This is a genomic window from Streptomyces sp. NPDC048370 (assembly GCF_043200825.1).
GTDB lineage: Bacteria > Actinomycetota > Actinomycetes > Streptomycetales > Streptomycetaceae > Streptomyces.
In genome coordinates, this window is record NZ_JBICYI010000017.1 from 146,629 (window position 1) to 159,623 (window position 12,995).

Sequence of the window (12,995 nt, forward strand, 5' to 3'; positions counted from 1 at the left end):
CGACCGTTGTCAGTTCGAGGACCTAATCTGTGCACCGTGACTTCGCCTGCCTCGACGGACTTCGTTCCGCCCCAGCTCAGCGCGGGGCCGCGGCCCGCGCCGGGCCCGGCCGCCGACGAAGGGCTCGCGCGGCGCCTCCGCGCGCTCGCGTGCACCGCCCCGTTGCACGACCTGGACACGCGCAAGGCGAACCTGGCCGGTGAGTACTCGGTCTACGCCATGGCCGAGGTCGCCCTCTCCGCCATCGACCTCGTCACACTCAACATGGACTTCGACACGGGCGCCGACCACGAGCAGATCGTCGCCCGCCTGCTGCCCCGCGTCGCCGCCCAGGCCCCCGCCCGCCCCGCCGCCGAGCACGAGCGGGTCGCCCGCTGGGTCCTGGAGAACCTGATCAACGTCGGCAGCGTGGACCGCGGCTTCCGCGCCGTCTACGGCACCTTCGGCGCGGACGGCGTCTACACCCGCCGCGACTACGACTTCAAGCTGATCGAAGAGGTCCCCGGCTACGGCGGCGGGGTCTACCTCCGTACGACCGACGAAGCGGTCAACGTCCTCGTCGGCGCCCTCGACACCGACGTCACCAGCGCCCAGATCGCCGCCGAGGTCAAGCTGGAGGTCCTGATCAACCGGGGCCGGCTCGCCGACGCCCAGCTCGCCGCCGAGCAGGCGCGGTACCGCACCGTTCAGTACGCCGAGACCCTCCGCAAGACCCTGGAGGCGACCCGCCGGAACGTGCGCGCGGTGGACTGGCTCCAGGCCGTCCCGGACATGATCGCCGAGGCCCTCGACCACGTGGCCGACCGCTACCGCCACGAGAACGCGATCCTCACCAACATCCGCAAGGCCCGCGACGAGGCCGAGGACCAGGAGCACAAGCGCCGCGCCGCCGAGCTCGTCGACATCGTCAAGGACTGCATCCGCCGGCACACCCAGCTCCAGTCCCGCCTCCTGGAGGCGGGCCCGCTCTTCCGCGCCGAGCAGGACCGGCAGGCCTTCGCCGCCCCGACCTCGTACACCGGGATAGACCTGTACGGGCAGCTCGTCGCGCCGATCCTGCCGCTCCCCGTCGAGCAGGCGACCAGGGTCACGGACGCGTTCTTCGCCCGGGGCACCGGACTGCGGACCCCCGCGTCCGTGCGCGTCGGCGACCTCGTCGAGATGCTCCTCACCCCGCCCGTCGAGCGCGAGCACCTGGGTGCGGAGATGCCCGAGCCGGACCTGATCGCCACGCCCGACGACAGCCGCTTCAGCGAGGAGCAGCTGGCGAGCGCGAAGGAGCTGCTCGACCTGGAGCACGACGCCCCGCGCCGCCTCTCCGGCCTGCTCGCCGAGGCCCGCCTCCGCGACCCCGGCGACCCCGACCTCCCGTACCTGGTCGCCCTCCTCGCCGTCCACGCCGCGAGCCCCCCGGTGGGCACGGCGTACCGCCAGGGCGAGGAACGCCTGCTCTTCGCGGTGGACGACGGGACGCGGCTCGACGATCCGGAGTTCGGCGGCGCCGACCTGATAGTCGGTACGGCGCTTCTGGACGCGCTCGGCATGGCGGCGGACCGCACGGAGGCCTCATGACCACCGACCAGGCGGTCCCCCACACGACTCCCGAGCCCCTGCCCGAGGCCGTGCTGCCGCCCGGGCGTACGGACGCGGCCCCCGCTCCGGACCTGCCCCCGGCTCCGGACCTGCCCCCGGCTCCGGTCACGGACCCGGCTCCGGCCAAGGACCCGCGCGAGGACGCCGAGCCCGCCCCCGCGGTGCCCCGGCCCTCCATGATCATGGGCGTCGTGCCCGTGCCTCCGCCCGCGCCCGTCCGGCGGAGTCCCGCGCCGTACGTGCGGGCCATGCGGCTGACCGTCACGCGCCCGGCCGAGCCCGCGCAGGCCCCGCGGCACCCCGCCGTGCGGGTGACCCCGGTCCGCCTCCCGCTGCCCCGCCCGGAACCCACCGCACCACCGACGCCCCCGACGGCACCGACGACCCCCACGACGACCCGTACCACCCCTCCCGAGGAGCCCCAGCCGTGAGCGAACACCACGCCGAGCACGCCGACGCGTGGAGCGAGCCGGAGCCCCCGCACACCCCCGCCGTCACCCCCGCCGACGCGGCCGACGCCGCGCGGCTCGTGTCGTTCGGGCTGCAGCCCAAGCTGCTGCCCGCCCGCGACGCCGAGTACACCGAGCTCCTCCGGCGCTACCGCGAGGACCCCGCCTTCGCGCGGCTCGCCGACGCCGTCGCGACCGGCCTCGGCCTCGTCGTCCTCGAGGTCTCCCCGCGCGCGGGGATGGCCGTCACCGCCGGTGAGGACTCCGTCTTCGCCGTCCGCATGGGCGACTACGCCCGCCGCGCCAACACCGACTCCGCCGACCGCTTCCTGCACGGCCTCGCCCACCTCGCCGTCGCCGCCATGGCCTTCCCCCGCCCCGAGGACCTCGCCGACGACGGCTACATCGGCCGTCTCACCGTGAACGGCGTCGACGCCTTCGTACGCCAGGCCTGCCGCCGTCTCGAAGAGCGCGCGGAGGAGCAGGGCGAGAACACCGACCCGGCCTCCGACGCCCCCGGCCTGGAGGCCGCCTGGCGGATCTACGCCCGCCGGAGCTCCACCGGCGCCACCAAGGACGCCCGCCGCCTCGCGGGCTCCACCACCGGCATCGTCGGCAAGGCCGTCGCCTTCCTCACCGAATCCGGCTTCCTCCAGCGCACCGGCGACGACGCGGGCGGCGCGTACCGCACCACCGCGCGCTACCAGCTCCAGGTCCGCGACATGGCCGGCAGTGCCGCCATGGCCGAGCTCATCGACCTCGGAGTCGTCCCCGTCAGCGACGGCACCGCGACGCTCCTCCCGCCGCCCGAGGGCGACGACCTGGAGCTCGCCGCCGACGCCGGCCTGCCCTTCCACGCGTAACCGCGCCCGACCGCCAGACTTCAGAAGCTTCAGAAGACGACTGAGAGCCCCGCCGCCATGTACGAGTTGTCCCGGGTCCGCCTCTACTCCATCGGTCCCGCCGGTGCGCGCTACGCCGACACCGTCCTGGACTTGCGCGGAGTCGGCGCGCCCGTGCCCAACCCCGCCCCCACCCAGGCGGAGTTCTTCGAGGAGGAGCCGGTCGGCCCGCCGCGCCGCCCCGCCCCGGCGGGCGTGCTCTTCCTGGAGAACGGCGGCGGCAAGTCCGTCCTGCTCAAGCTGATCTTCTCGGTCATGCTCCCCGGCCACCGCAACACCCTCGGCGGCGCGAGCTCCGGCGTGCTGCGCAAGTTCCTGCTCGCCGACGACTGCGGCCACGTCGCCCTGGAGTGGCAGCACACCCTCACCGGTGAGCTCGTCGTCGTCGGCAAGGCCAGCGAGTGGCGCGGACGCCAGGTCTCCAACGACCCCCGGAAGTTCGCCGAGGCCTGGTACTCCTTCCGCCCCGGCCCGGGCCTCAGCCTGGACAACCTGCCCGTCGCGGAGGCCACGGCCGTCCGCCCGCCCGTCGAGGGCGCGTCCGGCGCGCAGGGCCGCCGCCGCACCATGAAGGGCTTCCGTGACGCCCTCACGGAGGCGGGCAAGGCGTACCCGCACCTGGAGGTGTACTGGGAGGAGATCCACGACCGCTGGAACGAACACCTCGGCGACCTGGGACTCGACCCCGAACTCTTCCGCTACCAGCGGGAGATGAACGCCGACGAGGGCGAGGCCGCCGGCCTCTTCGCGGTCAAGAAGGACTCCGACTTCACCGACCTGCTCCTGCGGGCCGTCACCGACACCCGTGACACGGACGGCCTCGCCGACCTGGTCAGCGGCTTCGGCAACAAGCTCGGCCGCCGCGCCGAACTCACCGCCGAACGGGACTTCACCGCAGGCTCCGTCGACCTCCTCGGCCGCATCGTCGAGGCCGCCGACACCCGGGCACGCGCGCGTGACGTCCACGCCGGGGCCGAGCGCCGCACCCGTACGCTCGCCCGCCGCCTCGCCGCCCGCGCCACCGAGGAACGCGGCCGTACGGCCGAGCTCGCCCAGCAGGTCACCTCGGCCGCGCACGCCGTCTCCGAGGCCGAGACCGCACGCGGCCGCAGCTCCCTCATCGCGGCCGAACTCGCCTTCCGGCACGCCTCCCTGGCCCTGACCGTCGCCGAGAAGGGCGCCGCCTCCCAGCGGCGCGAGCTCATCGAGGCCCGCACGCTGCACTCCGCCTGGCAGGCCGCCGAGGCCGTGCTCCGCCACCGGGCCGCGAGCGACCGCTCCGCGCGCGTGGCCGCCGCGATCCGCGAGGCCGAGCGCGACGCCGCCCCCGCGCTCGCCGCCCGAGCCAAGGCCGCCGCCGATCTCGTACGGGCGCTGCACGCGGCCGCCGAGGACGGCGAGCGCCACGCCGCCGAGGAGGAGGAGCGCTCGGCCGCCCTCCAGGAGGCGGGCGAGACCGCCCACCGCGACGCGACCGTCGCCGCGACCGAGGCCCAGCGCGCCCGCAGCGAGGCAGGGCACCTGCGCCAGCGCCTCGCCGAGGTCGCGCAGGAGACGGCGGAGGCGGTACGGGCGGGCTGGCTCGACGACTCGGAACCCGACGCCGACCCGGCCCGCGCGGCCCTTGCCGCGAGCGACGCCGAGAAGACCACGGTCGCCGCGTGGGACGCGGCCCGCGACGCCGCCCGCTCGGCGGCGGACCGCGCCCGCGAGGCCGCCGCGGCCGAGTCCCGCGCCGAACTCGCCGCGGCCCGCGCCACGGACGCCGCCGAGGCGGCCGAGAACGCCTACGACGCCGAGCGCCGCGCGGCGGAGTCCCTCGCCACCGACGAACGCCTCGCCGAACTCCTCAGCCTGCCCCCGCAGTCCCCCTCCCCGCTCCCGGGCCAGCGCGCGGGCGAGACCGAAGGAAAGGGCCTGCCGTCCGGCGAGCCCGCCGAGCCGGGCCCCGACACGGACGCGGCCCCCGACGGAACGACCGGCCCCACCGGCACCACCAGCCCCGAAGGGCCCCACGGCCCGCTCACCGTCACCGAGTTCGACCGGTACGCCGACGAACTGCGGCGGCTGCTCGACCAGTCCATCGCCTCCGCCGAGCGCCAGCTCTTCGACATGCGCACCGCCGCCGCCGACGACTCCCGCATCCTCGGCGCCCTCGGCGACGGCGGGCTGCTGCCGCCAGGCCCGGACGTGCTCGCCACCGTCGAGTACCTCGGCGAGCAGGGCATCCCGGCCCTCCCCGGCTGGCGCTACCTCGCGCAGGCCGTCGACCCCGCCGACCACGCCGCCGTCCTCGCCGCCCGCCCCGAGCTGGTCGACGGTGTCGTGATCACCGACCCCGTCTCGTACGCCCGCGCCCGCGAGGTGCTCAGCACGGCCGCCCTGCTGCCGCGCTCCACCGTCGCCGTCGGCACCGCCGCCGCGCTCCTGGCGCCCGTGCCGAGCCCCGAGTCCGGTGACGACACGGGCGTCTTCCTCGTGCCGCCGAACCCGGCCATGCACGACGAGCACGCCGCCGACGAGGAGCGGCACGCCCTGCGCGCCCGCGCCGCCGCGCGCGACGAGGAGATCCGTACGCTCGCCGCCCGGCTCACCGGCGACCGCTCGCTCGCCGCCCGGATCGGCTCCTGGCGCGCCGACTGCCCGCCCGGCATGCTCGCCGAGCTCGCCGCCGTCGCCGCCACCGCCCGCGAGACCGCGGAGGCGGCCGCGGCCACCCTCGCCGAGGCCCGTACGGTACGGGCGGAGGCCGACGAGGCCGCCGCCGACGCCGCCGGTGTACGCGACGAACGGCAGGAGGCCGCCCAGCGGGCCCGCCGCGTCGCCGACGCCCTCGCCGGCCTGGCGTTCCGGCTGCGCGAGCGCTCCGCCTGGCAGGCCAAGCTCCGTGAACTGGCCGACGACGCCACCGAGTCCGAGGCCCGCGCCCAGACCTGTCTGGAGCGTGCCAGGGCCGCCGACGAGGACCGTCGCGCCACCCAGCGCGCCGCCGACGACGCCCACCGCACCGCCCGCGCCCTGCGCGCCGAGCGCGCCGAGATCGCAGGCGCCCCCGACCAGCTCCCCGAGGAGGACCCGGACGCCCCGCGCACCGCGCTCCCCACCCTGCGGGAGGCCTACCGCGCCGCGTCCCAGCTGTACGAGAAGGTCGGCGTCGGCGCCGACCTCCGCGCCGAACAGGCCCGCGCAGAGAGCGACGAGTCCGCCGCGCTCGCCGAACTGGACCGCCTCACCAACAAGGTCCGCGTCCGCGCCGAACAGCTCCTGGAGTCCACGGACGGCGCCGACGGCCCGTCCCGCCAGGCCGCCGCCGCCCGCGCCGAGTCCCTCGTCCAGATGCTGGAGAGCCGCGCGACCGAGGCGAGCGAGAAACTCGGCCGACTGCGCGGCGAGTCCGAGCGCCTGGCCCCCGACGACGGCGCGTCGCACACCGAGCTCCCCGAGGAGCTGGTTCCCGCCGACGCCGAGCACGCGCAGACCCTGCTCCGTACCGCGACGACCGAACTCGCCGCCCGCAGCGACGCCCTGGAAGCCGCCCGCACCGCACACGCGAGCCTCCTGCGGTCCCACCGCGCCGCAGAGGACGCCGCGGGCGGCTTCGACGAGACCGCGGCCCTCCTGCGCGACCTGCTTCGCGACCACACCGAGGACGAGGAGGACGGCCCGGAGCCGTACCCCGGCACGCTGGAGGAGGCGCGGCAGACCGCCGCCGAGGCCCGCCGCTCGCTGCGCGGCTGCGCCGCCGACCTGTCCGGGGCCGACGCGGCCGTCCGCGAGGCGAGCGACATCCTCGTCCGGCACGCCAACTCGACCCGCTACGAGCAGGTCCGCACCCCCGCCCGTCAGCAGATCCGCGAACTGCCCGCCGCCGCGCTCCCCGAGCACGCCGCGAAGTGGGCCGAGGCCTTCGCGCCCCGACTCCGCGTCCTCACCGACGAGCTGGAGCAGCTGGAGCGCAACCGCGACTCCATCGTCGACCGGCTCCGCGGCCTCGTGGAGTCCGCGCTGACCACGCTCCGCTCCGCACAGCGGCTGTCGCGGCTGCCCGAGGGGCTGGGGGAGTGGTCGGGGCAGGAGTTCCTGCGCATCCGCTTCGAGGAGCCGGACCAGGCCACGCTGACCGAGCGGCTCGGCGAGGTCATCGACGAGGCGACCAGGTCCGCCGTCAGGAAGAACTCCGACCTCCGCCGCGACGGCATGTCCCTGCTCCTGCGGGGTGTTCAGGCCGCCCTCGAGCCGCGCGGCATCGCGGTCGAGATCCTCAAGCCGGACGCCGTACTGCGGGCCGAGCGCGTACCGGTCGGACAGATGGGCGACGTCTTCTCCGGCGGCCAGCTCCTCACCGCCGCCATCGCCCTCTACTGCACGATGGCCGCGCTGCGCTCCAACGACCGGGGCCGCGACAAGCACCGCCACGCGGGCACGCTCTTCCTCGACAACCCGATCGGCCGCGCCAACGCCACGTACCTGCTGGAGCTTCAGCGGGCCGTCTCGGACGCCCTCGGCGTCCAGCTGCTGTACACGACCGGTCTGTTCGACACGACCGCGCTCGCGGAGTTCCCGCTGGTCATCCGGTTGCGCAACGACGCGGACCTGCGGGCAGGACTGAAGTACATCAGCGTGGAGGAGCACCTGCGCCCCGGCCTTCCGCAGCCGACCGTCGAGGACGGCGCCGTGCACGGCGAGATCACCGCGACCCGGATGTTCCGCCGCTCGACGGAGGAGCAGCCCGCCCAGCAGTGAGGACGGCGAACGGCCCGGCCCCCCAGGGGACCGGGCCGTTCGCCATTCGCTCGCCTGCCTCAGGCCGCTTCCTGCTTGCCCTCAGCCGTCCGAGGGCCGTCCGAAGGCGCCTGAGACTTCCTCAGGCCGCTTCAGGCCGCTTCGGACAGCACCGGTGCGTCCGTGCGCCGTAGGGCCGAGGCCTCATGGCCGCCCGGATCACCTTCCGCGACCCGCGCGGCCTTCTGCGCCCGACGGCGCTCGCGCCGCGACGTCCGCGCCGTACTGCTCGGCTCGGACACCACGCCGTTCCGCTGTCGCCACACCTGACGCGTCACCCACACATCGAGCACGCTCCAGGTCGCCACGACCGTGCTGCCCACCGTGGACAGCAGCATCGGAAACGCCAGCCACGAATTCGTGACCGCGCAGAAGAAGGCCACCACGGCCTGTACCAATGTCACCGACGTGATCATCACGGCCCGTACGGCGGCGGCACGCACCGGGTCCGGCATTCGACGCCGACCCTTCTCGTCCTCCACCCACAACTGCCGCGCGGACCGCGCCTCGTACTCCATCGTGTCGTCACTCCCCACCGCTGACCGTCCTCAGGGGTGGCTGCCCGCATTGAGTGGCTTTACTCGGACACACCCCTCCCCGTACACAAAGACGCTCAGCAGGGAGAAAAGGTTTCGCCCACGCCCGTACCGGAACGAAAACTTCCAGCCATCCGCTCGACGGTCGACAGCAAGGTTTGTCCAGGTGTCCTGCGCCACACTGCGGATTCCCAACTCCTCGGATAGCGGGACATCTCCTGATCAACACTCACTCAAGAGGCTGAAAATCGCCTGGATGCGCCTTCGAGTTGGCTGTGATGCAGTAGTAGGCTCGCGCCGCCGATTGTTGAAGCTGATGGTTGACGCCTTGTGTTGACGCTGTGTGTTGACGCCGCGCGTCGCACAGGAGGATCTCCGCGCCGGGCGGAGGCCGGCCGAACTGGGGGAGGCCATGCGCTTTCGCGGGAAGTCCATCCGCCGGAAGATCGTGGCGTTGCTGCTCGTACCGCTCATCTCCCTCACCGGCCTCTGGGGCTTCGCGACCGTGCTCACCGGCCGCGAGGCGGATCAACTTCTCGACGTGGGCTACATCGTGGAGAAGGTCGGCTACCCGATCGAGGACACCGCGCGCGTCATCCAGAAGGAACGCCGCGAGTCGCTCGTGTACCTCGCCGACCCGCGCGCCTCCGACGCCCTCACCACCCTGCGCAAGCAGCGCGAGGCCACCGACCGTCAGATCGCCCTCGTCCGAAGGAACGCCGCCGAGTCCGGCGTACGGGACGAGATGCGACCCGTCGCCTCGCAGCGCCTGGACTCGCTGTTCACGGCCCTCGACGGTCTGGACGCGCTGCGCCGCTCCGTGGAGAACCGCAGCATCGGCCGGATCCAGGCGCTCGAGTTCTACAACCGCCTGGTCGACCCCTGTTACAGCTTCCTCACCACCCTTCACGCCCTCGAGAACGTGGAGATGGACAAGCAGGGCCGCGCCCTCGTCGGCGTCACCCGCGGCCGCGAGATGCTCTCCCGAGAGGACGCCCTCGTCCTCTCGGCGCTCAAGTCCGAGCGCGTCACGGCCGAGGAGATCCGCGCGATCACCGATCTCGTCGCCCAGCGCAAGCTGCTGTACGAGGTGAACCTCGAGATCCTGCCCACCGTCGAGCGCGAGAGGTTCGAGCGGTACTGGGGCAGCCCCGACACCGAGCCGCTGCGCAGCGCCGAGGAGGACCTGATCGCCGCGGGTCCGACCAAGGACCCGCGCGCCGTCACCGCGGCGCGCTGGGAGGAACGGGCGACCCCGGTCCTCGACGACCTCGCGCGGGAGAACACCGCCGCGGGCGACCGCTACCAGGACCGCGTCCAACCCGCCGCCTACAGCGTGCTGCTCAAGGCCGGAGTCGCCGGCGTCCTCGGCTTCCTCGCCCTGCTCGTCTCCGTCGTCGTCTCCGTCCGCGTCGGCCGCGACCTCGTCCGCGACCTGCGGCGGCTCCGCAAGGAGGCCCAGGAGGTCTCCGGCGTACGCCTGCCGAGCGTGATGCGCCGCCTCGCCGCCGGAGAACTCGTCGACGTCGAGACCGAGGTGCCGCACCTGCGGTACGAGGACGACGAGGTCGGCCAGGTCGGTCAGGCCCTCAACACCCTCCAGCGGGCCGCCGTCGAAGCAGCCGTCAAGCAGGCCGAACTCCGGCGCGGAGTCTCCGAGGTCTTCGTCAACCTCGCCCGCCGCAACCAGGTCCTCCTCCACCGCCAGCTGACCCTCCTCGACACCATGGAACGGCGCACCGAGGACACCGAGGAGCTCGCGGACCTGTTCCGGCTCGACCACATGACCACCCGCATGCGCCGCCACGCCGAAGGCCTGGTGATCCTCTCCGGCGCCGCGCCCTCCCGCCAGTGGCGCAAGCCCGTCCAGCTCATGGACGTGGTCCGCGCGGCCGTCGCCGAGGTCGAGGACTACGAGCGGATCGAGGTACGCCGACTGCCCCGGCTCGGCGTCGGCGGCCCCGCCGTCGCCGACCTCACCCACCTCATCGCCGAACTCCTCGAGAACGCGACGGTGTTCTCGCCCCCGCACACCGCCGTGCAGGTCCTCGGCGAACGGGTCGCGAACGGCTTCACGCTCGAGATCCACGACCGCGGGCTCGGCATGAACCCCGACCTCCTGCTCGACGCCAACCTCCGCCTCGCCGAGACACCCGAGTTCGAGCTCTCCGACACCGACCGCCTCGGCCTGTTCGTGGTCAGCCGGCTCGCCCAGCGCCAGAACGTCCGGGTCTCGCTGCAGCCCTCGCCGTACGGAGGGACCACCGCGGTCGTCTTCATCCCGGCCGCCCTGCTCACCGACGCCCCCGAGACCGAGGGCAGCGGCTTCCGGCTGGACCGGAAGTCCCTGGACCGCGGGCCGAACGGGCGGTCCAACGGTGTGGGGACCGACAAGGCGGGGCGCCGCCCCGCGCTCACCAAGGTCCCGGGCGGTGCCTCACCGATCACAGGACCCACCCGCTCCGGCGCGTCCTCGCTGCTCGACGGCGGTCTCGGCGGCGGTCGGGACGGCGGTCGTGACGGTGGGCTCGGCGTGCCGCTCGACGGGCCCGTCGAGCTCGAAGCGCCCCTGGGCACCTCCGGTTTCGACGAGTTGCTCAACCCCTCAGCGGGGGACCTGGAGGACACCGAGAGCGAGCGCGGCGGCCTCTTCCGGCCCCGGGGCCACCGCCGCGGCCTCGCCCCCGCCCCCACGCTTGACGGCGAGCAGCATCAGCAGGCCCCGGACCAGTCGGCCGACCGGTCCCAGGACCGCGGCCCCGTACCGCTGCCCCGGCGCCGACCGCCCACGCTCGTCGTGGACCGGGGCCGCCGCGTCGACGAACCGGGCCGCGCCCACCCGACCTCCGCGGCTCAGGACTCCGAGACACAGGGCACCGTCACGCCGAGCAGCGGCAACAGCACCCCCACGGGCACCCGCACAGGCCCCGGCGCCCCGGGCATGCCGCCCACGCTGGTCCCCGTACCGCCCGACGGCCCCGCGCCGTTCGGCGGGCTGCCCCGCCGGGTCCGGCAGGCGAGCCTCGCGCCCCAGCTGCGCGAGAACGACGAACGCACCGACTCCACGTCCGCCACGGGCTCCACCGCCCCGGCCGCCACGGACTTCGAGCGCGACGCCGAGGAAGTACGCGACCGCATGGCTTCGATGCAACGGGGCTGGCAGCGCGGACGACGGCAGAACGCCGAGACGACAGCACCAGGAACGACACCCGAGGGGGACGGTCGATGACCGCACCGAACGCCGCAGCAACCCACACCTCCGGAAACGGCAACGGAGAGCTGAACTGGCTCCTCGACGAGCTGGTCCAGCGGGTCGGGTCCATCCGCAAGGCACTGGTGCTCTCCGGCGACGGCCTTCCCACCGGCGCCTCCGCCGACCTGACCCGGGAGGACGGCGAGCACCTGGCCGCCGTCGCCTCCGGTTTCCACAGCCTCGCCAAGGGCGTCGGCCGCCACTTCGAGGCGGGCCGGGTCCGCCAGACGGTGGTGGAACTGGAGGAGGCGTTCCTCTTCGTCACGGCGGCGGGCGACGGCAGCTGCCTCGCCGTGCTCGCGGACGCCGACTCGGACGTCGGGCAGGTCGCGTACGAGATGACGTTGATGGTCAAGCGGGTCGGCATCCACCTGGGGACGGCGCCTCGCTCCGGGCTGTCCGCCGGAGGATGAGTGGGGGGACACCATGACTGACGGCACGACGGAGAGCACGGCCGGGCGCGTGGCTCCCGACGGCACCTATGACACGGGGCCGTGGGAGGCTCCGCAGCCGGCCCACCACTGGTTCGACGACGAGGCCGGGCCTGTGGTCCGTCCGTACGCGATGACCCGCGGCCGGACCAGCGCCGCCACCCGCCACCGTCTCGACCTGATCGCCGTGGTGGTGCCCGAACCCGCCGCCGACGACCCCGGCCGGGACCAGACGCTCTCCCCGGAACACGTGGAGATCGTCGAACGCTGCTCGGACACGCCCCAGTCCATCGCCGAACTCGCCGCCGGGCTCGACATCCCCGTCGGGGTGGTCCGGGTCCTCGTCGGTGATCTCGTCGAGGACGAACTCGTCCATGTGACCCGCCCCGTTCCGCCGGCCGAGCTGCCGGACGTGAGCATTCTCCGCGAGGTGATCAATGGCCTTCGGGCGCTCTAGCCGCACCAAGCCGCCAGTCGAACCGGTGACCCTCAAGATCCTGGTCGCGGGCGGTTTCGGTGTGGGCAAGACGACGCTGGTCGGCGCCGTCAGCGAGATCAGGCCCCTGCGCACCGAGGAGATCCTCAGCGAGGCCGGCCGGCCCGTGGACGATCTGCACGGGGTGGAGAACAAGTCGACGACCACGGTCGCCATGGACTTCGGCCGGATCACGCTCCGCGAGGACCTGGTCCTCTATCTCTTCGGCACGCCGGGCCAGGACCGGTTCTGGTTCCTCTGGGACGAGCTCGCGCAGGGCGCGCTCGGCGCGATCGTCCTGGCGGACACCCGGCGCCTGGAGGACAGCTTCGCGGCGATCGACTACTTCGAACGGCGTGGCATCCCGTTCACGGTCGCGGTCAACTGCTTCGAGGGCGCCCGGCGGTTCCCCACCGAGACCATCCGGGGCGCGCTCGACCTCGACCCGGAGGTCGAGCTGCTGATGTGCGACGCGCGCGACCGCGAGTCGGTGAAGAACGTCCTCGTCGCCGTCGTCGAGCACGCCCTCGTCCTGGCGGACCAGGGCGCGCCGGTGGCCACCTGACGGCAGCTG

9 protein-coding genes are annotated in these 12,995 nt (G+C 74.0%); 8 read left to right on the plus strand and 1 reads right to left on the minus strand.

All coding sequences use genetic code 11. From position 1 onward, the window contains the following. Positions 1–36: 36 nt before the first annotated feature. Genes ACGFYP_RS30195 through ACGFYP_RS30210 form a run of 4 tightly spaced genes read left to right on the plus strand, consistent with a single transcriptional unit; the run spans position 37 to position 7,687 of the window. Positions 37–1,572, plus strand: a complete 1,536-nt coding sequence (locus ACGFYP_RS30195; protein WP_393500187.1) for a hypothetical protein — start codon at positions 37–39, stop codon at positions 1,570–1,572. Continuing rightward, positions 1,569–2,024, plus strand: coding sequence for a hypothetical protein (locus tag ACGFYP_RS30200; RefSeq protein ID WP_393500190.1), 456 nt, complete (start codon positions 1,569–1,571; stop codon positions 2,022–2,024). The genes ACGFYP_RS30195 and ACGFYP_RS30200 overlap by 4 nt, the downstream gene beginning before the upstream one ends. Next, positions 2,021–2,905, plus strand: a complete 885-nt coding sequence (locus tag ACGFYP_RS30205; protein WP_393500193.1) for a hypothetical protein — start codon at positions 2,021–2,023, stop codon at positions 2,903–2,905. Before ACGFYP_RS30200 ends, ACGFYP_RS30205 begins: the two co-directional genes overlap by 4 nt. Positions 2,906–2,962: 57 nt before the next feature. Then, complete coding sequence (locus ACGFYP_RS30210; RefSeq protein ID WP_393500196.1) at positions 2,963–7,687, plus strand: hypothetical protein; 4,725 nt, start codon at positions 2,963–2,965, stop codon at positions 7,685–7,687. Between the two features lie 131 nt (positions 7,688–7,818). Here the strand turns inward: ACGFYP_RS30210 and ACGFYP_RS30215 are convergent, their stop codons facing one another. Next, positions 7,819–8,244, minus strand: a complete 426-nt coding sequence (locus ACGFYP_RS30215; protein WP_361969979.1) for a hypothetical protein — start codon at positions 8,242–8,244, stop codon at positions 7,819–7,821. 430 nt (positions 8,245–8,674) lie between these two features. Here ACGFYP_RS30215 and ACGFYP_RS30220 point away from each other — a divergent pair, with 430 nt between their 5' ends. The 4 genes from ACGFYP_RS30220 to ACGFYP_RS30235 are packed head-to-tail and all read left to right on the plus strand — an operon-like array spanning position 8,675 to position 12,986. Further along, a complete protein-coding gene (locus ACGFYP_RS30220; protein WP_393500200.1) occupies positions 8,675–11,491 on the plus strand; it encodes a nitrate- and nitrite sensing domain-containing protein in 2,817 nt (938 codons plus the stop codon). After that, the gene (locus ACGFYP_RS30225) at positions 11,488–11,928 is read left to right on the plus strand and encodes a roadblock/LC7 domain-containing protein (protein ID WP_361969973.1); all 441 of its coding nucleotides are present in this window, start codon (positions 11,488–11,490) and stop codon (positions 11,926–11,928) included. The genes ACGFYP_RS30220 and ACGFYP_RS30225 overlap by 4 nt, the downstream gene beginning before the upstream one ends. Before the next feature lie 13 nt (positions 11,929–11,941). Beyond that, positions 11,942–12,403 (plus strand): DUF742 domain-containing protein, encoded by a 462-nt coding sequence (locus tag ACGFYP_RS30230; RefSeq protein WP_393500204.1) that lies wholly within the window; start codon positions 11,942–11,944, stop codon positions 12,401–12,403. Further along, positions 12,384–12,986 (plus strand): ATP/GTP-binding protein, encoded by a 603-nt coding sequence (locus ACGFYP_RS30235; protein WP_361969967.1) that lies wholly within the window; start codon positions 12,384–12,386, stop codon positions 12,984–12,986. The genes ACGFYP_RS30230 and ACGFYP_RS30235 overlap by 20 nt, the downstream gene beginning before the upstream one ends. Positions 12,987–12,995: the final 9 nt, after the last annotated feature.

What these genes read in the sequence shown, in the direction of transcription:
- ACGFYP_RS30200 (WP_393500190.1), top strand. Translation starts at nt 1,569, where the DNA reads ATGACCACCGACCAGGCGGTCCCCCACACGACTCCCGAGCCCCTGCCC.
- ACGFYP_RS30210 (WP_393500196.1), top strand. Translation starts at nt 2,963, where the DNA reads ATGTACGAGTTGTCCCGGGTCCGCCTCTACTCCATCGGTCCCGCCGGT.
- ACGFYP_RS30215 (WP_361969979.1), bottom strand. Translation starts at nt 8,244, where the DNA reads ATGGAGTACGAGGCGCGGTCCGCGCGGCAGTTGTGGGTGGAGGACGAG.
- ACGFYP_RS30220 (WP_393500200.1), top strand. Translation starts at nt 8,675, where the DNA reads ATGCGCTTTCGCGGGAAGTCCATCCGCCGGAAGATCGTGGCGTTGCTG.
- ACGFYP_RS30225 (WP_361969973.1), top strand. Translation starts at nt 11,488, where the DNA reads ATGACCGCACCGAACGCCGCAGCAACCCACACCTCCGGAAACGGCAAC.
- ACGFYP_RS30230 (WP_393500204.1), top strand. Translation starts at nt 11,942, where the DNA reads ATGACTGACGGCACGACGGAGAGCACGGCCGGGCGCGTGGCTCCCGAC.
- ACGFYP_RS30235 (WP_361969967.1), top strand. Translation starts at nt 12,384, where the DNA reads ATGGCCTTCGGGCGCTCTAGCCGCACCAAGCCGCCAGTCGAACCGGTG.